The organism is Pseudarthrobacter sp. PvP004 (assembly GCF_017876035.1).
GTDB lineage: Bacteria > Actinomycetota > Actinomycetes > Actinomycetales > Micrococcaceae > Arthrobacter > Arthrobacter aurescens_A.
Genome location: NZ_JAGINL010000001.1, coordinates 749485 through 771833, shown reverse-complemented (window position 1 = coordinate 771833; position 22349 = coordinate 749485). Strand labels below are relative to the sequence as shown.

The 22349-nt window shown below is 61.0% G+C and carries 21 protein-coding genes, 1 other RNA gene and 1 riboswitch; of the genes, 7 read left to right on the top strand and 15 right to left on the bottom strand.

The genetic code is table 11. The annotated features are described in order from the left end of the window. The first annotated feature begins 155 nt into the window (after positions 1 to 155). Positions 156 to 269: riboswitch (SAM riboswitch) on the top strand. Between the two features lie 31 nt (positions 270 to 300). From J3A64_RS03480 to J3A64_RS03470, 3 genes are all read left to right on the top strand, one after another. After that, positions 301 to 1710, top strand: coding sequence for an aminotransferase class V-fold PLP-dependent enzyme (locus J3A64_RS03480; protein WP_014922207.1), 1410 nt, complete (start codon positions 301 to 303; stop codon positions 1708 to 1710). Positions 1711 to 1795: 85 nt separating this feature from the next. After that, a complete protein-coding gene (locus J3A64_RS03475; protein WP_286140381.1) occupies positions 1796 to 2620 on the top strand; it encodes a class I SAM-dependent methyltransferase in 825 nt (274 codons plus the stop codon). Between the two features lie 9 nt (positions 2621 to 2629). Further along, a complete protein-coding gene (locus J3A64_RS03470; protein ID WP_011775307.1) occupies positions 2630 to 3343 on the top strand; it encodes a metal-dependent transcriptional regulator in 714 nt (237 codons plus the stop codon). Positions 3344 to 3361: 18 nt separating this feature from the next. Here J3A64_RS03470 and J3A64_RS03465 read toward each other — a convergent pair whose 3' ends face one another. Further along, positions 3362 to 4816: an MFS transporter gene (locus J3A64_RS03465; RefSeq protein WP_210063637.1), complete on the bottom strand. Its 1455-nt coding sequence runs from the start codon at positions 4814 to 4816 to the stop codon at positions 3362 to 3364. 76 nt (positions 4817 to 4892) lie between these two features. Here J3A64_RS03465 and J3A64_RS03460 point away from each other — a divergent pair, with 76 nt between their 5' ends. Next, on the top strand, positions 4893 to 5222 hold the full coding sequence (locus J3A64_RS03460; RefSeq protein WP_014922210.1) for a hypothetical protein: 330 nt from the start codon (positions 4893 to 4895) through the stop codon (positions 5220 to 5222). Positions 5223 to 5247: 25 nt separating this feature from the next. On the opposite strand, the gene J3A64_RS03455 is transcribed toward J3A64_RS03460, so the two are convergent. From J3A64_RS03455 to J3A64_RS03390, 14 genes are all read right to left on the bottom strand, one after another. After that, entirely contained in the window at positions 5248 to 6231 is a 984-nt protein-coding gene (locus J3A64_RS03455) for a S1C family serine protease (RefSeq protein WP_187329887.1), read from the bottom strand. Between the two features lie 175 nt (positions 6232 to 6406). Continuing rightward, positions 6407 to 6775, bottom strand: a transfer-messenger RNA (tmRNA) gene (ssrA, locus tag J3A64_RS03450). A 97-nt stretch (positions 6776 to 6872) separates the two neighbouring features. Next, positions 6873 to 7343: an SsrA-binding protein SmpB gene (gene smpB / locus J3A64_RS03445; protein ID WP_017198498.1), complete on the bottom strand. Its 471-nt coding sequence runs from the start codon at positions 7341 to 7343 to the stop codon at positions 6873 to 6875. Between the two features lie 77 nt (positions 7344 to 7420). Further along, positions 7421 to 8836, bottom strand: coding sequence for a M23 family metallopeptidase (locus J3A64_RS03440; RefSeq protein WP_014922212.1), 1416 nt, complete (start codon positions 8834 to 8836; stop codon positions 7421 to 7423). Between the two features lie 55 nt (positions 8837 to 8891). Next, entirely contained in the window at positions 8892 to 9806 is a 915-nt protein-coding gene (ftsX, locus tag J3A64_RS03435; RefSeq protein WP_014922213.1) for a permease-like cell division protein FtsX, read from the bottom strand. Then, positions 9803 to 10567, bottom strand: a complete 765-nt coding sequence (gene ftsE / locus J3A64_RS03430) for a cell division ATP-binding protein FtsE (protein ID WP_017198501.1) — start codon at positions 10565 to 10567, stop codon at positions 9803 to 9805. Before ftsE ends, ftsX begins: the two co-directional genes overlap by 4 nt. A gap of 187 nt (positions 10568 to 10754) precedes the next feature. Further along, entirely contained in the window at positions 10755 to 11873 is a 1119-nt protein-coding gene (gene prfB / locus J3A64_RS03425) for a peptide chain release factor 2 (RefSeq protein ID WP_043471348.1), read from the bottom strand. Positions 11874 to 11982: 109 nt separating this feature from the next. Then, positions 11983 to 12432, bottom strand: coding sequence for a pilus assembly protein TadG-related protein (locus J3A64_RS03420; RefSeq protein ID WP_210063636.1), 450 nt, complete (start codon positions 12430 to 12432; stop codon positions 11983 to 11985). Beyond that, positions 12429 to 12977 (bottom strand): hypothetical protein, encoded by a 549-nt coding sequence (locus J3A64_RS03415; RefSeq protein WP_210063635.1) that lies wholly within the window; start codon positions 12975 to 12977, stop codon positions 12429 to 12431. The genes J3A64_RS03420 and J3A64_RS03415 overlap by 4 nt, the downstream gene beginning before the upstream one ends. Continuing rightward, on the bottom strand, positions 12958 to 13380 hold the full coding sequence (locus J3A64_RS03410) for a TadE family protein (RefSeq protein ID WP_011775318.1): 423 nt from the start codon (positions 13378 to 13380) through the stop codon (positions 12958 to 12960). The genes J3A64_RS03415 and J3A64_RS03410 overlap by 20 nt, the downstream gene beginning before the upstream one ends. Before the next feature lie 8 nt (positions 13381 to 13388). Further along, a complete protein-coding gene (locus J3A64_RS03405; protein ID WP_011775319.1) occupies positions 13389 to 13628 on the bottom strand; it encodes a hypothetical protein in 240 nt (79 codons plus the stop codon). Between the two features lie 83 nt (positions 13629 to 13711). Then, positions 13712 to 14653, bottom strand: a complete 942-nt coding sequence (locus tag J3A64_RS03400; protein WP_210063634.1) for a type II secretion system F family protein — start codon at positions 14651 to 14653, stop codon at positions 13712 to 13714. Next, positions 14650 to 15504, bottom strand: a complete 855-nt coding sequence (locus J3A64_RS03395) for a type II secretion system F family protein (protein ID WP_210063633.1) — start codon at positions 15502 to 15504, stop codon at positions 14650 to 14652. Before J3A64_RS03395 ends, J3A64_RS03400 begins: the two co-directional genes overlap by 4 nt. Beyond that, positions 15504 to 16727, bottom strand: a complete 1224-nt coding sequence (locus tag J3A64_RS03390) for a CpaF family protein (RefSeq protein ID WP_043470439.1) — start codon at positions 16725 to 16727, stop codon at positions 15504 to 15506. The genes J3A64_RS03395 and J3A64_RS03390 overlap by 1 nt, the downstream gene beginning before the upstream one ends. A gap of 283 nt (positions 16728 to 17010) precedes the next feature. On the opposite strand from J3A64_RS03390, the gene J3A64_RS03385 reads away from it, so the two are divergent. From J3A64_RS03385 to J3A64_RS03375, 3 genes are all read left to right on the top strand, one after another. Further along, entirely contained in the window at positions 17011 to 19755 is a 2745-nt protein-coding gene (locus J3A64_RS03385) for a GH25 family lysozyme (protein WP_286176153.1), read from the top strand. 251 nt (positions 19756 to 20006) lie between these two features. Next, positions 20007 to 21353: a hypothetical protein gene (locus J3A64_RS03380; protein ID WP_011775324.1), complete on the top strand. Its 1347-nt coding sequence runs from the start codon at positions 20007 to 20009 to the stop codon at positions 21351 to 21353. Positions 21354 to 21463: 110 nt separating this feature from the next. Next, positions 21464 to 22303, top strand: a complete 840-nt coding sequence (locus J3A64_RS03375; RefSeq protein ID WP_286176152.1) for a hypothetical protein — start codon at positions 21464 to 21466, stop codon at positions 22301 to 22303. Positions 22304 to 22349 lie beyond the last annotated feature (46 nt).

The window sequence follows — 22349 nt, the reverse complement described above, 5'->3', positions numbered from 1 at the left end:
TAGGCGACGGAATTTTCGACGGCGGCAGCCCCCTTTTGGGGGTCTCCGCCGTTTTTTATTCGACGAAGCAGGCATTTTGCCTTCCGCGTAACAAAAGGCTTAACAATCGGCAGCGGCTTTGGATGGGCCCCCGGACGTGCTCTAGCCTTTTTACAGGTCACGAGTGCCAGCGCTAAACCCCGGTTTGCTGGCCGGCAACCCTCCATTCGCGGTGGGGTGCCCCGGGTGACGACCCGGCCGGTCCGGAACGGATGCGGCAAGCGCGGATCCCCTCCGGGGGTCCCTCTTGAGTGAGGTCCCATGAGCACTGTCACGTTCGACTCAAACATCATTCCGTCCTTCGCCGCAGAAACCACAGCAGAAACAGCCCCTGCTGCACGGCCGCTGGCGGCTGTTACCGGCGCCGAGTTGCAGGCGCCCCTGATTCAGGGCGGACATGTTCGCTACGCAAACCTCGACTACGGGGCATCGGCTCCGGCGTTGACCATCGTCTCGGCGTACCTCAACGAAGTCCTTCCCTACTACGCGAGTGTCCACCGCGGCGCAGGCTACGCCTCCCAAATCAGCACGTCGGTGTACGAGAACTCCAGGAACATCGTCCGTGACTTCGTCGGTGGGCGGCCGGATGATTCTGTCATCTTCACCCGGAACACCACGGACTCCTTGAACCTGCTGGCCGGGTGCCTTCCGCAGATCGACGGCAAGCCCGCAGGCGAGGTCCTGTACCTGGATATCGAGCACCACGCCAACCTGCTTCCATGGCAGGGTGTACCGCACCGCAGCGTCGTAGCGGCCCCCACCCTGTCCGCCACACTGGACAAACTCCGCGGAGAGTTGGCCCAGGGCGGTGTCAGCCTGCTTGCGGTGACCGGAGCCTCCAACGTCACCGGCGAAATTCTTCCCATCGCAGAACTTGCTTCCCTGGCCCACGAATACGGTGCGCGGATCGTGGTGGATGCCGCCCAGCTCGCTCCGCACCGCCGGATCAATATCACCGAAGCAGACGTCGACTACATTGTCTTCTCCGGACACAAGCTCTACGCTCCCTTCGGCGCCGGCGTCGTGGTGGGCCGTCCCGACTGGCTCGACGCCGGCACTCCGCATCTGGCCGGTGGCGGCGCGGTCCGTGAAGCCCGTTTGGACTCCGTCAACTGGGCGGCCGGCCCCGCACGGCACGAGGGCGGCTCCCCCAACGTGCTGGGAGCCGCAACGCTCGCTCGCGCCACCCAGGTGCTCGCAGGCCTGGACCAGGACGCGTGGCACGCCCACGAGGCTGCCATCCGCTCGTACTTGGTGGAAGGCCTGGAGGCCATCGACGGCGTGACAGTCCACAAGATCTTCACTGACTCCTTGGACACCATCGGTGTGGTCAATTTCTCCGTCGAAGGATTCGACGCCGGATTGGTGGCCGCTTACCTGGCAGCGGAGCACGGCGTGGGCCTGCGAGATGGCCGCTTTTGCGCCCACCCGCTCCTCAAGCGCCTCGGGCTTCCCTCAGGCTCTTTGCGCGCCAGCTTCGGCGTCGGCTCCCGGTTGGAGGACGCCACCAGGCTGCTAGCAGGCATCCAAGGGCTCAAGCGCGACGGACTGGGCTGGGACTACGTGGTGGACGAGGGCCGCTGGGTTCCCGCCAATGACCACCGCAGCTACCCCGAGTGGGCGCCAAACACTCCGGGCACTGCGGGCGCAGCTCCCTGCACGGTCGACTAAGAACACAGTGAACCGGGCGTCCCGGCCGCTGCGGTAAATTCGTAGGGTACCTTTTGGCCACCCTGTGAAGGAGTTCTGCGTGTCCCTGCGTACCCCGGGCCCCGCAAACGGTGCGGCCGGCATTCCCGGACCCGCTGGACCGCGAGGTCCCAAGCTCCACGCTGCCCGTCGGCGCGAACTCGGCCAGAGCTTCCAGGACGGCGGAGAACACTATGACCGCGTGCGTCCTGGCTACCCACAGGACTCTCTGGATTGGCTCGTTCCTCCCGGGGCGCGGTCCGCGGCCGACCTCGGTGCGGGCACAGGCAAGTTCACGGCACTCCTCATCGAACGCGGACTGGCGGTCACCGCCGTCGATCCTTCCACGGACATGCTGGAGCAATTGCGAAAGAGCTACCCCCACGTCAACGCGTTGGAGGGAACGGCAGAGGCAACCGGACTGACGGACTCAGCATTCGACGTCGTCAGCGTTGCCCAGGCCTGGCACTGGTGCGAGCCCCTCGCAGCGAGCACGGAGATCGCCCGGATCCTGCAGCCCCACGGGGTCCTGGGGTTGATCTGGAATCAATTGGACACTTCGGTTCCCTGGGTTCACCGCCTTTCACGCATCATGCATGCAGGCGATGTCCACAAGCCCGGTTTCCGGCCAGTCGTCGGTCCGGAGTTCGAAGGCCTGGAATCCCACCTGACCAGGTGGGAGGATTCCCTGACGCCGGAGGACATCATGGAATTGACCAAGTCCCGCAGCTACTATCTCCGCGCCAACGATGCCACCCGGGCGAAGGTCATGCACAACCTGGAGTGGTACCTCCACGACCACCTCGGTCATTCCCCGGGTGAAACCATCGGGTTGCCCTACATGACGCAAACCTGGCGGGCATTCAAAATTCAGGGCACGACGCCACGGTAGGCTTAGGGTGTGAAGACCAGTACGCCCTCCTCCTCGATTGAGGACTACGTCAAGGTCATCTACTCCTACACGGAGTGGCAGGACAAACCAATTACGTCCTCCCAGCTCGCCCAGCGCTTGGGGGTGGCCAATTCCTCGGTGTCCGAGATGGTACGCAAGCTCAAGGACCAGGGCTTGGTGGATCACCAACCCTATAGCGCCATCAGGCTGACCCCTCAAGGTATGCGGCTCGCCCTCTCCATGGTTCGCCGGCACCGGCTCATTGAGACGTACCTGGTGGAGGAACTCGGCTACAGCTGGGACGAAGTCCATGACGAAGCCGAAATGTTGGAACATGCGGTGTCCGATACGTTCATAGAGCGTATGTCTGCCAAGCTTGGCCATCCTGTCCGGGACCCGCACGGCGACCCTATTCCGTCGGCCGATGGTTCAGTCGAGTTGCCGCACGCCTACCGGATGATCGAACTGGACCAGGGCCACTCGGGCCGCATCACACGAATCAGCGACGAAAATCCGGACCTCCTGCGCTACCTTGCCTCGGAGGAGATATCCCTGGACGCACCGGTCGAAGTCGTGGGCCGTAAACCTTTCGGCGGAGCCTTGGTAGTGCGCATCGGCAGCGGCGCAAAAGGCCGCGAGTTCGACCTCGCGGACGAAGTCACCTCGGCCCTCTGGGTCCAGAGCTCCGAGACGCACGAAGGGTGCGTTCTTCCGGCCCGTTAAGCCGGGGCGCCTCAGAGGTCAGCCGCGCTGCCCGGCCGCACCGCCGTCGTCGGAGGCTGTATCAGGTTCGCTGAGAGTGGTTGTCGCGACTTCCTGTACCGGGTTCCGGATTCCGACGGCGGACGCCACCGCCCCGATCAGGAACAGGCCTGCTGTCACCAGCAAGGCGTTGTAGAGTCCGTCCCTGGTGAAAGCCGGCCCCACAATCACCCCGGCAAAGGCGATGGAGATCAGGCCCGCAATACGGGCCACGGCGTTGTTCACGGCCGAGCCAATCCCGGCTTCCTCCGAAGGGACAGCCCCCAGGATGGCGGCCGTCAGGGGCGCCACCAACGTCGCGAGGCCAAGACCAAAGACAATCTGACCCGGGAGCACCTGCGTCCAGTAGTTGAGCGGGTCCTGAACAGACAGCGACATCAGGAACCCCGCCCCGCACAATAAGGGGCCGATCGTCATGAACCATCTTGGCCCGTACTTGCCAGCGAGGCCGCCAAAGTACGATGCACCCAGCATCAGGATGACTGTGCCGGGAAGCAGCGCCATACCCGCCACCGTGGCGCCCATGCCGCCCACCTGCTGCAGATAGATGCCCAACACGAAGAAGCCCAGGGAAATGGCGGCATAGATGGCCAGCGTGGCGAGATTACCCCAGGCAAAGTTGCGGATACTGAAAAGTCTCAGCGGCAACATGGGTTCAGCAGTCCTGGACTCGTGAACCAGGAACAGAACCATGGCAACTACACCCACCAGAAGCGGAGCCCATACCTGGGCACTGCTCCATCCCATCCTCCCCTGTTCGATGAAGGCATACACCGGTCCTCCCAGGCCCACCATGGCCAGGAAAGCCCCCAGGTAGTCGATGCTCTTGCTCTTGTCCCTCGCGGCATCGGACGCCCGGAGACCGGCAAGCATGGGCCAAATGGCAACCGCGGGTATGACGTTGATGAAGAAGATGACCCGCCAGGACAGAAGATCCACGGCCACACCACCGATGAGCGGACCCACAATGGCCGCAGCGCTTGTCCAGCCGGACCATTGCCCAATGGCCTTCGACTGCGCCGGGCCTGAGAACGACGAGATGATCATGGCAAGCGAACTCGGAACCAGGAGGGCGCCAGCGATCCCTTGGAGCGCCCGCGAAACCACCAGCACTTCTCCGGTCCATGCCAGCCCGCACATGACCGAGGTCAGCGCGAAACCGGCGAGGCCCCATTCAAGAATCCTTGCCCTGCCGAAATGGTCGGATAATGAGCCGGCCACCAGGATCAACGCCCCCAAGGTGAGCAAGTACGCGTCCACCACCCATTGCTGAATGACCAGGCCGCCACCCAGTTCACGCCCGATCGCCGGAAGTGCGAGATTCACCACAAATCCATCAAGGATCGCGATGAACGAAGCCACAATCGCCACCACAAGTACGCGCTTTTGGAGCGGAGTTCTCGGCAGGAGGGCCGCTGCGTCAGTCATGTGCACAGCCTACGCCGGGGAAGTCCCGTATCGTTGAATGGTGATTAGCAGACGTGATGCCGCCTTGGCCCTTGATATTTCGATGGAAATGGCCCAACGCCACGGCATTCCGTCCCGCCTGTCAGAGGCCGAGCTCAGGGAGATGCAGGACAACCCCCCGGCGTGGCTGGTACAGTCCCGGGCCAACCGCACCGGCAAGCGACCCGTCTGGGTCCATCTGACATGCGCTGTGTGCGGCTACTCCGAAGCCGTTCGCCCCAAGAAATGGTGGCCGGACTTCTCCTTCGTCTTCTGCGGCACCCACCGAAACAACGAACTTCCCGAACTCTTCCTCGGCGACGTACGCAGCGAATACGAGGGCGTCGGAAGCCGTTTCATCGGCGTGGTGGACGTTCGTGAGGACCAAGGCTAGACAGGGAGCCTCAGCCGGCAAACACCTAGGCCGGCTGACTCATTTCGGATGGCACGGCTGTGATCTTCAGGGCCTTGCCTTCGCGGAGCACCGTCAAGGGGAAAGGCTCGCCGATAGCGTCGGCAAAAAGCAACTTCTGCAGGCTTTCAGCGCTGGAAACCGCACGGTCCTGCGCACGCAACACCACGTCCCCCGGTTGAAGTCCGGACAACTCCGCAGGCGAGCCCGGAATGACCTCCACCACCCGCAGACCCTCCTTCTGGCCGGTCCGAACCACCGCACTCGCGTCGAGGGGTATCGGAGTGCTGACCAGGCCAAGGTATGCGCGGCGAACGCGGCCGTCCCTCAGCAGCGACGCGATGATCCGTTGTGTCGTGGTGTTGATTGGTACTGCCAGTCCCAGCCCGAGGCCGGCAACGGCGGTGTTGATGCCCACGATGCGTCCCCTTGTGTCGGCCAATGCACCCCCGGAGTTTCCCGGATTCAGGGCGGCGTCGGTTTGGATGACATCCTCGATCACACGCCTGTGCTCCCCCGCCCTCACGGGAATGGACCGCCCCAATCCGCTCACTACGCCAGCGGTCACCGAACCGGCCAGGCCCAGCGGATTCCCCACGGCAATCACCAATTGGCCTACCCGCAACGTGTCGGCATTGCCCAGCAATGCCGGCGGCGGGGTGGACTTCAGGCCACGGACCACTGCGAGGTCGGAGAGTGGATCTGCTCCCACCAGCTCCACATCAGTGTGCTTGCCATCAGCGAATACAGCCCGGCCGGACTGGATGCCCGCCACTACATGCGCGTTGGTCAGCATATATCCGTCGGCGGTGAAGACCACCGCGGAGCCGCTTCCCCCACGGACCCGGCCACGGCGGTCAGTACTTGTCATCTCGATCGCGGCAACGTGGGGCGTCACTGATTCAGCAACGCGTATGACGATCCGGGAGTACGCATCCAAGGCTTCATGGTCGTCTGCGGATTGCTCTTCGAATGCCGGATTTGTGCTCATCACGTGCCTCCTGCCAATATCCAGCCACGCTTAACCGCGATCCTTCGGCAAAGCGCCCAACAAGTACAACTGCCAAGCAGGTGCCGGTAGTCCTGAACACGCTACGCCGTAGGTGAACGCACGGTGCATTCGGCAAAAGAAAACCCCCGGATCACGAGGATCCGAGGGCTTTCCGGGGTGGAGATGGGGGGAATTGAACCCCCGTCCGATGTCGTTTTGTCAGGGCTTCTCCGGGCGCAGTTCGCGTCGGATTTTCTCGGCCCCAGCCATCCTGCGAACAGGTGGCTGATCCGGGCCCAGTCATCTAAGAGTCCCGTTTACCTCAATGACGAAGGCAAACAGCAGTGGCTATCTAAATGACGCCAGGAACCGGGGCGATAGCAACCCCGGGCTGACGGACTGTCTTACTGCTTAGGCAGCGAGAGCGAAGTCAGTGCGCTTAGATTCGGCACTTATTGGTTTGCAGACAGCGTTTACGAGATAATTCTGCATCCTCGGCCCGCTTCACCTGTCGCGACTAACATCGTCGAAACCGATCATCCCCGTATTTTGTTACCAAACCCGGCAAGAGTTCTTAAACTCCTGTCGGACTACTCATCATAACGCATTCATCCGGCGGATCATTCCCGGACACGCGCTGCCTAGCGTCGGTTACGTTCCCGCAACTCGCGCAGGGACTCACGCTTGTCCTGCTGCTCACGGAGTGTCTGGCGCTTGTCGTAATCCTTCTTACCGCGGGCGATGGCGATTTCCACCTTGGCCCGGCCATCCAGGAAGTAGAGCTGGAGAGGCACCACGGTGAATCCGGACTCGCGAATTTTCTGCGAGATCTTGTCCAGTTCATCGCGGTGCAGCAGGAGTTTACGACGGCGCCGCGCGGCATGGTTGGTCCAGCTCCCCTGATGATATTCAGGGATGTGGATGCCCTCCATCCAGAGTTCGTCGTTGTAGAAGGTACAGAAGCCATCAACCATGGAGGCATGACCTTCACGGAGGGACTTCACCTCTGTTCCCATGAGGGCAATGCCTGCCTCATAGGTGTCCAGGACATGGTAGTTGTGCCGGGCCTTCCGATTGGTGGCCACTACCTTACGGCCACTTTCCTTGGGCACGGTAGAACTCCTTGGTTAGATGCGGATTTCAACTAGTGTACGCCAGCGCGGCATAGCCTCTGCGCGCTATCGACACGCTAGAGGAGGGTCATGGGGTCCACTGCTGCACTGTTGAGCCAGGTTTCGAAGTGCGCGTGGCAACCTGTCGAGTTACCCGTGCTGCCCGAGTATGCGATGAGTTGCCCCGCCGATACTTGCTGGCCGTTGGCTACGACAATGCTGCTGTTGTGGTAATAGATGGTGGTCAGCGAGTTGCCTTGCACCACACCATGGGACAGTTTTACCCGCCATCCGCCGCCGTCGGCCGAGTTCCAGCCCGAGTTGAAGACCTCGCCCGCCGCCGCTGCGTAGACGGGCGTGCCACATGCCGCACCGAAGTCGATGCCGGTGTGCATGTAACCACCGGTGCCATAGAAATCAATGGTGCCTGGTGGCGTTGCACGCCAGCCAAATCCGGAGGTGATGGGGACAGCACTTGCGAAGGGGTGCCGAAGGCCGAACGCCGACGGCGAACCAGCCGGCGGAGGGGAATATGGCGGTTCCGGAGGTGCAGGCCTACCTTGCGCTGCTGCTGCAGCAGCAGCCGCGGCCGCAGCCTCTTCAGCGATCCGGCGCTGTTCCGCTTCCCATGCTTCCCTCAGCTTCCGGTCACGCTCCACGATCTCGGCGGCCACCGTATTTTGTTCGGCCTTCACGCGGGCGAGATTGGCTTCGATGCCCGGTTTGGCTGCCTGAAGTTGTCCGTTGAGGCGGGTGGTGTCCTCGATCAACTTGTCTACTTCGGCCTTCTTGCTCGCTGCCTCGTCCCTTGCCGACTTTTCCCGGTCAAGTGCAGCGTCCGCCTTGGCCTTCAGGTCTTGGATTTCTTCCTCGACGGCAACGAGCCTCGCCTGGGAGTTCACGTTGGTGGCGTTCTGCTGGGTGAGTTTGGTCATCGCCGCGTTTTGGCTGCGCATGGCTTGGTCAGCCAAATCCATGGACTCGGTCAGGCTGCCGGATTCGCTGGACCCGAATAAAAGCGCGATATTTGTGGGGACGCCTCCGGATTTGTACGCCTGGGAGGCAATCTGCCCGATCAACTTCTTGGTGTCAGTGATCTTCTGCTTATCACTCTCCAACTGCTCTGTAATCTTGGCCTTGTTCTGCTGGGCAAGCTCAACCCTGGCAGCAAGTGCCTCGACTTCCTTGACCGCACTCGCCACCCGGCCCTGTGCCTCAAGCAGGGCCTGCTGTGCGCCGGGAAGGCGACCCTGGTAGATCACCAGGTCACCGGCAGCCTTTGCGATGTTTGAGTCAACAAATTCGAGTGAAGCCTGGACACGGGCCGCTTCAGCTTCCAACGCAGCCTGCTGGTCCTCGAGGCTGTCCGCCTGAGCAGTTGGAGCGCCGGACAGGAGGCTGACAGCCAGGCCCACAGCAAGAACCGCTCCCACAAACCGAGCATGACCCGACGCAAGGCGTCGGCGCAGGGGGTTCGGGTCCAACGTGGTCATCAGGAGTCCTTTTCGCTTGTCAGCATTGTTGATTGTTGAGTCAGGGCGTTCACGGCTAGACCTTCAGGTAACGCCGGAGCGTCAAAAGGGAAGATATGCCGGCCAAGCCCGCGCCAAGCGCAATGAGCACCGGCGCGATCACCAGGACCTGGGTGGAGGAGATGAACGGGGTATTGAGGAACTGCCTCGACAGGTCGCCGTTGAGCCAGAAGTGCGCCATGAGCCAGAGCGTGATGGAAGCCAGCAGTGCTCCTACTACGGCAGCAATGACACCTTCCAGGATGAACGGCAATTGGATGACCGTCTTTGACGCGCCCACGAGTCGCATGATCCCTGTCTCCCGCCGTCGGCTGAACGCCGACAGCCGGATGGTGGTGGTGATCAACAAGACCGCGCAGAAAATCATCACCGCCGCCACGCCCATGGCAGCAACCGATGCCCCGTTCATCCAGGAAAAGATGCGTTCGAGCACCTGCCGTTGGTCACTGACTGTCTCAACACCCGGTTGAGAGGAAAACGTTTCGCTGATGATTTCGTACTTTTCGGGGTTCTTCATGTTGATCCGGAAGGAGGCCGGCAACTGGTCTTCAGATACCGAATCCACTATCGGTGAGTTGGAGAACTGCTCTTTGAAGTGGGTGTACGCCTCAGCTTGCGACTCGAACTGGAAATCGTTGATGTACGGCTTGATTGCCGGGGACTCGAGCATGGCCTGAAGGTTCGCCTGCTGTTCCTTGGTGGCCGACCCCGAAGCGCAGCCCACCGCCGTCGAACCGTCATTGCAGAGGAAGACCGCTACCTGGACTTTGTCGTACCAGTAGCCCTTCATCTGGTTGATCTGCATCTGCAGCATTCCTGCCGCACCCACGAACGTCAGCGAAACAAAGGTCACCAGGACCACGGAGATCACCATGGAGAGGTTCCGGCGCAGGCCGCTGCCGATCTCCCCCAGGATAAACAAAAGCCTCACAGCTGTGCCCCCTGCGCACGGTTGAGTTCCTCGCCGCTGGCATCCCTCAGCCGGCGCGATTCGCCAACCACGGGGATCATCGATGTGTACAGCGCCTTGGCTTCGTCGCGAATGACCTTGCCGTTCTTGAGTTCCACCACGCGGCGGCGCATTTCATTGACAATGTCGTCGTCGTGGGTTGCCATGACTACCGTGGTGCCGTTCTGATTGATTTTGTCCAGGACTCCCATGATTCCCATCGAGGTGATGGGGTCCAGGTTTCCAGTCGGTTCGTCCGCCAGCAGAATGCCGGGGCGGTTTACGACGGCGCGGGCGATCGCCACGCGCTGCTGCTCGCCACCGGAAAGTTCATGGGGCATGCGACGTTCCTTGCCCTCCAGGCCGACCGTCTTCAGAACCTCAGGCACTGTCTCCCGGATAATCGAGCGACTCTTGCCGATCACCTGCATAGCGAAAGCAACGTTAGCGAAGACGTTCTTCTGCGGGAGCAACCGGAAGTCCTGGAAGACAACGCCAATTCCGCGCCGCAGCTTAGGGACGCGCCAGCTCGAAATGTTCGCAACGTTCTGGCCGGCGACGTACACGGACCCGGACGAGGCTTTGTCCTCTTTAAGGATCAACCGCAGGAACGTGGACTTGCCTGACCCTGAAGCGCCCACCAAGAAGGTGAACTCGCCGCGGTTGATCTCAAGGCTCACAGAATCGAGCGCCGGTCGGGCATTCTGCTCATAGACCTTGGTGACATTCTCAAATCTGATCATGGCCCTTAGAACCCCGCCGGACATGACATAGTCGCCCAGTCCAACAGCCGGAGCGCGGGCTTTCGATGGGGGAAGTGAGAGCACCGGCCACTCGACTATACGCACGGGCCAGCCGCTATTCCGCGGCTTTCAGGGGCGTGTCGCGGAATCCGAACTCTCACGTGACCCGGGCCACAATGCCCGGGTGCTAGTTGGCCGCTGCGTTGCGGTTGCCGGTACGCCAGCGAATGCCGGCGTCGATGAAGTCATCGATATCCCCGTCAAGCACTGCCGAAGTGTTGCCCACTTCGTGTTCCGTCCGCAGGTCCTTGACCATTTGGTATGGATTGAGGACGTAGGAACGCATCTGGTCACCCCAGGACGCCTTAACGTCTCCGGCCAACGCCTTCTTTTCCGCGTCTTGCTGTTCCTTCTTCACCAGAAGCAACCGGGACTGGAGCACACGCATGGCGGCTGCACGGTTCTGAAGCTGCGATTTCTCATTCTGCATCGAAACCACAATGCCCGTAGGGATGTGCGTCAGCCTCACAGCGGAGTCTGTGGTGTTGACGGACTGGCCGCCCGGACCCGAGGAACGGAAGACGTCAACGCGGATTTCGTTGTCCGGGATCTCAATGGAGTCCGTCTGCTCGATCAAAGGGATGACCTCCACCGCGGCGAAGGATGTCTGACGGCGCCCCTGGTTATCGAAAGGACTGATGCGGACCAGCCGGTGCGTTCCGGCTTCAACACTCAACGTGCCGAAGGCGTAGGGTGCCTTGACTTCGAAGGTGGCGGATTTCAGGCCGGCTTCCTCGGCATAGGACGTGTCCATCACCGTGGTCGGGTAGCCATGGCGTTCAGCCCAACGCAAATACATCCTCATCAGCATCTCCGCGAAATCGGCAGCGTCCACGCCACCGGCTCCTGCCCTGATGGTAACTACGGCTTCGCGTTCGTCGTACTCGCCCGACAACAGCGTTGTTATCTCCAGCTCCGCAAGCGCCTTGCGAATGGACGAAAGTTCTTTGGCCGCTTCCGCCATCGAGTCCTCATCGCCCTCATCCTGGCCCAGTTCAACCAGAACTTCGAGGTCGTCAATCCGGGATGCGAGCTTGGAAAGGCGCTCAACTTCGGACTGCCGGTGCGACAACCTTGAAGTGATCACCTGGGCAGAAGCAGGATCATCCCAGAGGTCCGGAGCCCCGGCCTGCTCGCTCAGTTCAGCGATCTCAGTCTTGAGTGCATCAACATCGGTGACGTTCTCGATTGAGCTGTACGTTGCTCGAAGTGCGCGGATTTCCGCGGGAAAATCAATTTCAGCCATGATCATCCCAGCGTACGCTATCCGTTGCACTCCCCGGTGGCTCCCCCACTCTGTGCCCGTGCCCGCGCGACATCTCATGACCGGGACCTCTCATGACCGGGTCCGCCTATTACTGAGTCAGCCGGGATCGGGCCGTTGACCTCGCTTCAATGAGAATCCCCTCCGGCAGTAGAAAGCTGATCACGGGCGGATGCGCCACTGCGGTTAGTACTACTACCGCCGTACCGCCCGGCTCGCTGCCCGTACCCGCTCCAACAGCCAGGTGGTCATGCCGGGAAAAGGCGTTACTTGCATCAAGGTAGGAGCCGGCTGAGGCGATCGCTGTCGCATCCACCAGCGATGTGGAAGGAACGTAGCTTCCGCTGATATGCGCCACCGTGTAGGAGTCCGCGGCCGCGAGCGCCGCTCCGTCAGCCAAAGACAGCAACTTCTTGTGCTCCAGGTAGACAGCTGACGCTGCCATGACCACCGAAGCCAGGAGGAGTATTAACAGCACGAACCCGACGATGAGAACCGTTATCTGGCCTTCTTCCCGCCTTCTCGATGAAACTACTGTCATTGGTAACGCCCTACAACCTGCGATGCCGACGCACTGAGTCGGCTTGCGTTCAACCGCAGGGAGTCCCCGAAGGGCATCAAGGGTAAGGGAACATCCAAGCGCACAGTGACAGTCACCGTTGCGCCTGCTGACAAGCAACTCCCGCGATCACATTCGATGGCGATGCTGGCCTGCTCCGGCGAATAACCGTGATCCTTGAGAGCGACAAGCACGCTGCGCTCCGCTGCTGTCCTTGCAATGACCGGGTCCCGTTGGGTCACAAAGACTTTAGCTGCTTGATCGGCAGCGCCCACCACGGCAAACGACCCGCCCTGAATCTGGCCAACGGTCACTACGAAATAGACCACCGGGACCATGAGGAGCAAAGCCAGGAAGGTAAATTCCACCACGGCGCTGCCCTTTTGTGCTTCGTGGGGTGGAAGGCAATCCCCTACCTTCCCAGCCCATCCCGCTGGCAAGCACAGGGCATCGCGCAGCCTGCTTTTTAACACATTTTTCACCGCGGCGAGTGGTGGCATTCGCGCGTCACCTTGGGAGATCAGCATGTCCCGTCACCTCCAACAATTTACCGGGGCCGATCAGACCAAAAACCGGCAGAGGGGCCTTTACTGTCACTTCCAAGGTTCGGACCCCCTCAATGGTGACTTCCGTTGAAGTGACATCGCGGGCAAAATCACCGTTCAACGCAGCGCCAATCAACTCCGCGGTCCTGGCACGGGCATCCATAGACGTGCGATCCGACAAGGCCCCGTATCGCGCTCCGGAAGCGGCGGCATCGACGAGTGTGTTCCGAACGTGCAGCACCAGCGTGAGTTGAACTATCGAGATAAAAAACAAGGTCAGCAGGGCACCAACCAAGACGAAGTCCACCGCAGCAGACCCGCGCTCATGTGCGGCATTCGTGGGCACTGAGTGAGAAGAGTCATCGACGACGCCGTCGTAGTCCATCCCGCGTCCTACTTGCCCACCTTGCTCATCGCTTGATTGAAAAGGTCGCCCAATGCCGGTGTCGCGATGGCAAGAAGTCCTGCCACGAGGATCGCGGACATCAGTGTGATCATCACCCACCCAGGTACGTCACCGCGCTCGTGGTCTTCCCTGGGGTGTGTCGTCCTGTGGGCAATCGCCACGAACAACCACCATGAGCAGAGGAGCAGGATTGAGATAACGGACAGTTTGCTTGCACTTCGTTTCATGGTCTTCCTCAGTGTATTTCGAGACGTTGCTGACTTAGCGTGGTTAGTTGAGTGGATAGCTGGGGCGGATCATGGGTGGCGCTCTATAGGCTCATCTCCAAAGCCGCAATGGCAGGAAAAGCAGCGAAGATTACGGTCAGCGGGAGCACGCCGAAGACAAGCGGGACCATCATGGCAATTTCTTTTCGGCCTGCTGACTCCATGAGGTCCCGCTTTGCGGCGTCACGGACGTCCGCTGCTTGCGCCCGGAGGACGTCTGCCAACGGTGTCCCGCGTTCAACAGCAACCATCAGGCCGTCGATGAACCTGACCAAGGGCGGAAGTTCCGACCTCGATGAGAATGCCTGAAGCGCTTCCGTCAGCGGCTTCCCGGACCTGGTATCCGCCAAGATCGTGGCAAACTCCGCGGAGAGCTCGCCATTCGAGCTGCGGCTCACCCTGTCCATGGCGCCCATGGCACTCTCACCTGCTGCGACCGCGAGCGCCATCAACTCCGCGAGGCTGGGAAACTCGGACAACATCCGTGACTCCCTCCTCTTTATCCGCAGACCCAACGCATAGTCCCGAAGCAGGTAGCCGCCCAGCGCGCTGGCGATCACTGAGCTACATGAGACGGCCGGACTGAACCGGCCGGCGCTTGCCCCGGCGACCACCACGACGATAGAGAGCACGAAAGCGGCCCCGGCCCACAGAAGCTGTTCGGCCCGGAAATCCAACGTTGATTTTTTCGAACCCGCACGGTCAAGCTTCTTCGCCAAGGCCGTGTTGCCTACGTTGAAGCGGGACATGGAAGTAAGGGCGTCGCGGATGATGGGGCGAAGAATTCGTTCGAAGGGCCCAAACGGAGTGAGATTGTGTGTTGGCGTGCGGAGCAGGCGCGATTCAAGATTCTGCGACTTCAGTTGAGGTTCGATCCGATCAGCGAATCTGGTTCCCCGCATGAACGGGAGGCGCACCACGATCAACCAGCACCCGGCTCCTAGAAGCAGGCCGCACAGCAAGGCGAAGGCTGTTGATGTGGTCATCGAAGAACCCGCTCATCCTCCGGCAAGGCGCCGACGCGGAGCATCACGGAGTAGCAGAAAACTGAAATCAACAGGCCTCCGAGCAAAACCAAGGCGCCCATGCCTGAGTTGAATGCCAGCATGGCTTCAGGCCTGCTAGCCATGACCACCAAAACTATCCAAGGCGCAGCTACAGCGAGCCGGGCAGCATTGACGGTCCAGGACTGCCGGGCCTCAAGCTCACTGCGCGTCCTTGCGCTGTCGCGCAGGAACCCTGACAGGGTCCCCAGCATTCGTCCGAGGTCGGAGCCACCCACTTCACGAGTCATTCGCAGGGCCTCAATGATTCGGTCGGCCACCGGATCAGCCAGGCGTTCCTTGAGTTTGTCCGCTGCAGCCTCAAAATTGCCGGCGGCTCTATAGTCGGCCCCGAAGTCCAAGAACAACTCCCTTAATTCTTCCGGGCCATTGTGTCCCAGCTGGATCAGCGCCTCTGGCAGTGCAAGGCCTGCACGAATAGCTGAACGCAAGTGGTCCACGATGTCCGGCCACAGCTGCCGTAGTGAGTTCCTACGCTTCCGTGCCCGCCAGCGCACAATTGCAAAGGGAATCCATGAACCGAAGATTGCGAAACACAGGGCCACCGGCGGCGATCCTGTCAGAACATAGAAAACCAGCAGTGCGAACAGTCCAAGTCCGGCGCACGTGGCAAGGAGTCCGGTGCCGGTGACTTTCTCAATCCCTGCTGCCATCAGGAGAAGGTCCAAGCGTCGGGGCTTTTTTCTTTTGGGCTCAGCCGGTGGTTGGATCCATGTGGACCACCACATGAGAAACACCCCTAAGCCACACACGATCCCGAGCAGTGCCGCCATCAGTTCAACTCCAAGAGGGCAGCCACATCGAAGCCTGCGCGGGCAAACTTTTCCGGTGCCGGCATGGAGTTGACCCTGGGATGCAACTGCCCTGCAACCATGCCGAAGACACCCGAGGATTCAATGATCCCGTTTTCCACCCTGCGTCCCAGCGACAGGATCTCGGTCACCTGCCTGCGCCCGGTTGAATGGCGACCGCAGTGCACCACGAGGTCGATGCACGACGCCACTGTGGGTACTACGAAAGCACTCGATATATTGGCCCCTGCCAAGAGCGGGAGGGTGCAGATCTTGGTGACGGCGTCGTGGGCAGAGTTGGCGTGCACGGTACACATCCCGGGTAACCCGGAGTTCAGCGCAATGAGCATGTCGAGGCTTTCCGCTTCGCGAACTTCTCCCACTATCAAGCGATCGGGACGCATTCGAAGCGCTTCCTTGACAAGCCTTCGCAAAGGAATGTCGCCTTCACCCTCGAGATTCGGTTGACGGCACTGCAATCCCACCACGTCGCGCAGCGGAAGCTTCAGTTCAAAGATCTCCTCCACCGTGATGACCCGTTCACGGGAACCGATGCTGGCGGCCAAGCAATTCAACATTGTGGTCTTTCCCGCTTGGGTGGCTCCGGACACCAGAATGTTGAGCCCGCTGGCTACCGCCGCACCGAGGAACCTGGCAGCCTGGGGCGTCAGGCTTCCAAGCTCGACGAGGTGCTCAAGGCGGCTTGCCTTCGCGATGAATTTCCTGATGTTGACAGCCCAGTGCTTGCGGGTGATGTCAGGAATTGCTACGTGCAACCTGGATCCGTCCGGAAGGGCAGCATCCACGAAAGGGGATGAGAGATCCACCCGGCGTCCCGAGCTCTTGAGCATTCTTTCAACCAGATCGCGTACCTGCTGCTCGCTGAGACTTATGGCCGTCAGCTCGGATTCCCCGTTGCGCGCCACGTAGATCTCGTGCGGCGCATTGATCCATATCTCTTCGATTCCGGGATCATCCAGGAGCGGCTGCAGTGGCCCAAATCCTGCGACGGCATCAAAGATGTGTTGTCGCGCGGTCTCGAGGTGTCCGAGAGAGGGAAGGGGACCCAGAAGTGCCCGTTCGTCGTAATCGTTGACCGCCGCCTCTACCAAAAGCCGGACATCCCCGGCTTGTTCCAGCGGATCCAGCCCGCGGCGCCGAATGAGTTCCCGGACTTCTCCCTCGACGATTTTTACAGCATCCACAACTCTCCCCTGATCACGAGCCTGTAAACGAGAGGCGTATCTCGAGTCATTCACGCTAGGCGAGCGAATTCGGACCCTCAAGTCACTCCGAACGCTATGTGGATAACTTCCCATCATCAGTCACGCCAGCACCCTGAATCCCACTAGTCACTCCAGTTTCGGAATGTTAGGGTAAAGCCCGTTAGGAGCTGGCCTAAGGTCTCATGCGCAAGCGCCCGCCCCGGAGCTTGTCCACAAGCCACACCATGCGCCGCTAAGCCGCGGCACAGGGCCGGATGTGAAAATGAAAACTACTTCGATGGACCCGGTCCGCCGCATCCGACTGGCACGTGTAGGCCTGGCGCTTACTATCGCCCTGATCGGAAGTTCAAGCCTGGGAGCACCTGCATGGGCGCAGACGTCCGGACCGCAACCGGCACCGCAGTCGGAGACCCGGGAACCGACGCCGTCACAGGGTCCGCGACCAGCCGGAGACGGCTCGGGTTCGGCGCCCTCCGGCAGCGATTTGCCGACCATCGAACCGGTTCCCGGTCAGCAAGAGCCGCCGCCCGCCGTCGAACCTTCACCATTAGAGGCGCCGTTGCCAACCTCCACGGCCTCAGGACAACCCGAAGCGCAGCGCGCAACACCCCAGACAATGCCTGGCAGCGCCAATAACGCCGACGCCATGAAAGCGGCCATGCGCGCCGCTATTCCGGCCGGTGGCGCCGAAATGGGGCAGCGATCGCCAAGGGTCATGGCGACGAAGCAGCAGAGTGCGGTTTCGCCCCCGTCGGGAGCCCGTTCAATCGGCGGAGCAGTGAATTCAGTGGTTCCCATGGCGGCTGACCCGGGACACTGGCGCCCGACTATCGGCATCGCGGGTCAGGATGTCAGCGCCCACCAAGGCAACGTCAACTGGCAAACCCAATGGAACCAAGGTTCCCGATGGGCCTACGTCAAGGCGTCCGAAGGCAACTACTACCTCAATGAAAACTACACACAGCAGTACAACGGCTCCCGTGACGTAGGAATGGTCCGGGGCGCCTACCACTTCGCTATCCCCAACTGGTCATCGGGTGCGGACCAGGCCAGGTATTTCGTGGCAAACGGTGGCGGATGGACTGCCGACGGTTACACGCTCCCGCCCGTCCTGGACATCGAATACAACCCCTACGCCGGACGCACCATCAACGGGTTCTACTTCGGCAACACATGCTATGACATGTCCAAGGCGCAGCTCGGACAATGGGCGGCCGACTTCGGCAATACTGTCAAGGCACTGACGGGTCGATTCCCGGTGATCTACAGCACCACCGACTGGTGGAACACCTGCGTAGGGAACTCCACCTTCGGAAACTACCCGCTGTGGATCGCGTCCTACTGGAACAACCCAACCAACTCGCCCGGGGCCATGCCTCTCAGTTGGGGCAATTACACCATGTGGCAGTACAGCAGCACGGGCCCCTTTGAAGGCGACTCGAATATTTTCAACGGCACTTATGACCAGCTTCGGACATTCGCTAGAGGAGTCCCCCGCCCCTCCAGCCCCTCCATCCGGTCCGGGGCGGACGTGCTCGCTGCCATGCCCTCCGGACGTCTGGACAATTTCCCGGCAGACGGACAGGGCCGCATCACAGGACCGGTAGGCATTGGTTCCGGCTGGGGAACTGCACAGTCCGTCCACGTCGTTGACTGGAACCAGGACGGAGTCCAGGACATCCTCGCCCAGTGGCAGGACGGCTCGCTCCAGGTTTTCCGGGGCGCTTCCGGTGGCGGTTTCCTTGCGCCCATTCTGGTGGGAACGGGGTGGCAGGAGATGTCGCTCACCGCGGGGTGGTGGAACTCCAGGGACGCGTATCCGGGTGTTATCGGCCAGGACGGCAAAGGAAATCTGTACCGGTACGTGAATGCGGCCGGAGGCGCCCTCGGTGGAGGAGTGCTGATCGGGACCGGATTCGGAGGGCACCAGTTCAACCAACTGGACTTCGACGGGGACGGCAACCAGGACATCGTCTCCCGGACAAATGACGGCATCATGCGTCTGTACCGCTCCAACGGGGTGGGATCGTTCCTCTCCGAACCGAGCCGGGTAATCGGAAACGGCTGGTCCGCCATGACGTCGGTGAGCTCATCGGCCGGGTTCAATGGCGCTGGTTCGCAGGGGCTCCAAGCCCGGACCGCCAACGGTGACCTGTACTACTACCCGGCAGTGTCCGGGTCGTGGGGCAACCGCTTCCTCATCGGAGTGGGATGGAATGATGCGAACGTGATCAGCGGCGCTCCGGTCAACGTTGAGGCCACGCTCGGCGTGGACGCTCAAGATGTGGTGGCCACGCGTCAAGACGGCAACATGTATCGCTACCCCGGGTCAGGTTCAACCTCCTTGTTGCCTGCTGAACTTATCGGCACGCAGTGGACCGGGCTGAAGGCCGGCTTCCTCGCCGACTGGAACAACGACGGCACCTTGGACATCCTGGCTCAGTGGACCGATGGGCGGCTCAGCATGTATCCGGGATTCAAAGGCCGAGGCTACGGGGCGCCCATCAGCCTCGGTACCGGTTGGAAAGACTGGACGCTCACTGTCGGTTCGTGGAAGAAGTCCGACGCCCGGCCGAGCATCGTTGGATACGACCCCTCAGGCCGCTTGTTCCACATCAGTAACCCGTCCGGCACGGGATTGGGCGCGCGTGTTCAGATTGGCGTCGGTTGGGCCGGATTGGCCATCCTCCAGATGGACTTCGACAAGGACTCCAACATGGATCTCCTGGCGAAGAATGCCGCCGGCGATTTGGTGCTCTACCGGTCAACCGGCAGCGGAACACTGATTCAGGAAGCGCCCGACACCGTAGGTGTCGGTTGGAACGTGATCAACAGCTTCGGAGCCATCCGTGGATTCGCTGGAGCCGGCTCAAGCGGGATCCTGGCGCGGACGACCGGTGGCGATCTGCGTTATTACCCGGTTGGACAGAATCGAAGCTGGGGCACACCCACCAGAATCGGCACCGACTGGGGCGGGCTAAGAATCCTCGCCCCCGCCGCAAGTTAGACCAAGCGGGCGCCGGCTCCCGAAAATAGGGCCTGCACACTCTGAAAAGGAGGGTGCGGGCCCTTTTCGTATTCGGCAAAATTACGTAAAGGAAACAAACAATGTTTAGGCCGGAGACAGGTCTAAATCGCGGGATTGCGTGATCTAATGAAGGTGGTCTCACGTATTGGCTGTTCAGCGCATTCGGGAAACGGGCTTTGTTTGGGGGCAAGCGAAGGTCACCAATGCGCACAATCAAGGAGTGATCTTTCATGGCGTTTACCGTTTCAACGGCCAAGGTCAGCATTTCGCCGCCCCTGGATGTCAATCCCTATATGGCGGGGTACGGGACCCTCGACGGCGGCCGGGAGGCTACAAGCAGTGCACCCTACGAATCGCTGTGGGTCAGGGCCATCGTGCTGTGGGAAAATGGCTCACCCAATCTGATCATGAGCGTGGACATTCTTGCCCTGCCCCGGTCAATACACCAGCGTGCCCGGGAGCGGATATTGGCGCTGGCGGGATGGTCCAACGGCGACATTCTGATCCAGTCCACGCACACGCACAATGGGCCGGCCGTCGTCGACACCCTCCACCCGTTCATGTGCTACGGGTTGTCGGACTTGTCCATGGTGGAGACCTACAGCCAGCACTTGGAGAACGACCTCGTGGATGCTGCAAGCGAAGCGCTCAACGCATCGCAGACAGCTGTCACGTTGGATTACAAGGTCACAACGGCCAGCATCGCGTACAACAGGGTGGGCCTTCCCTACCTTGAGAACACCGTGCCGGTCATTGTGGCGCGCAAGCCAAACGGGAACGCCGCAGCGGTGATATTCAACTACGCATGCCACCCGGTCGCGGCCGGCATGCGCACACTTTTCGACGGCGATTTTCCCGCCGGAGCCTGTAACTACATCGAAAACACCAACCCCGAATGTTTCGCCTTGTTCCTTCAAGGAGCAGCCGGAGACCAGAACCCCATGGGAGTGCCCAGCTGGGAGTTGAGGGACGAGTACGCCACTAAGCTCGGCGCTGCTGTTGACGTTGCCATGCAGACACCCGGAAGGTCCATCGGCAGCCCCCTCCAGACCAGCTACCAGGAGGTCCAGATCCCCCTGGACATCACTCCCACTGCCGGGAACATGGCAGCTGTCCGCGCCGCCTACGTGTCACGGCTCCCCAACCTGGACGGCAATCCCGCCTGGTACGGACGCCACGCCCAAGTCATGATCGGTCGAATTGACAGCGGCAGTTACGAAACCTCGGTCGCTTGTCCCTTCCAAGTGTGGAAGTTCGGGGGCAGCCCGCAACTGAGGATTGGAATCGTCGGTGGCGAGTTGGTAAGCGGTTACGCCGCATACTTCCGGGCAAGGTTCGGCGGCGCAAACGGAGTGATCGTTGGCGGGTACGGAAACGAGTCGTGCTACTACGTACCCAGTGCGCAGTTCCTGCCGCCTTATTCTTCCGGGGGCAGCTATGAGGGAGGCTGGGACCCGGACCATCCGGGGATCGCGGGTGGCTCGATGACCGTTTACGGACACATCGGTCACTTCCGGGGCGGAACAACGGGCGTAGAAGCCACTGTTATCAACACCCTGAACTCCATGTTCGCCTGACAACCACCAAACGTCGAAGGCCTTGGTCTCCGGAGCAAGGCCTTCGACGTTTGTATCACCATTTTGTAGCGGTATCGATACCCGATTCACGGGCAAATTCATTGACCGGCATGCGGGTTCTGACAACCATGGAGGTGGAGGTCATCATGCGAACCCTGTACCCGGCCGCTGCGGCGATGCTACTGCTCATTGCCGGTTGCTCCAGCCCACCGACACCTTCCACCACGGCAACGCCCGTTCCCTCCGTATCGGCAACTCCTTCAGCATCGGCGACTCCTTCATCATCGGCAACGCCTGCTCCCGAACCGACAGAGCCGGGCAATGGCAGCGGACAAGGCGCCGGCGCACCTGATGATTCGGGCCGGTTCTCGTACCTCTGTTCAAGCCTTAACGAGGCAGTTCCGGACGTGACGTACACAAGCCTTGCGGAGGTTTGGGCTTCCACCGGATATGTCCGTATGGATTCCTGCACTGCGAGCTATGAAGGACCCGCTCCGTTCGAGCCCACCGAAGATGAAGCCCGGATCATCTCCCTAGCTGAGCCCGGTGTCACACCATCCGAGGGCCTCGACGCCTATTTGACCGCATTGGCACTCTGTACACGCGTCAGCGACGAAGCCGCTTCGGAGCTCTTCGGCCGAAGCAGCCGTCAAATGCTGCGGGCCGCAAGTGAGCTATGCCCCAGGGCACCGCAGGGGCGAATCATCGAACTCTGGGCGTCGGGGGAAAGAGCCGGGGACGGCGAGTCTTCGGTGACGAGCGACGGCCTGGTTCCCGGAAAGTTCCACCTCCGGAAGACCCCGCCGGAAGGCTGCACATGGTCGGTGTCGGCCTCTGACGGCAGCACGAAGGCCAACGGCGGGGCAGCCGAAGGTCAATCAGGAATAATCCTTGAAGAAAAAGACGTACTAGCTAGTGACAAATGCGGAATTTGGGAGAAGATAGAGTAATGCAGCCGGCAACGGCTGGGGCGAAAATCCAACTGCATGCGGAGCT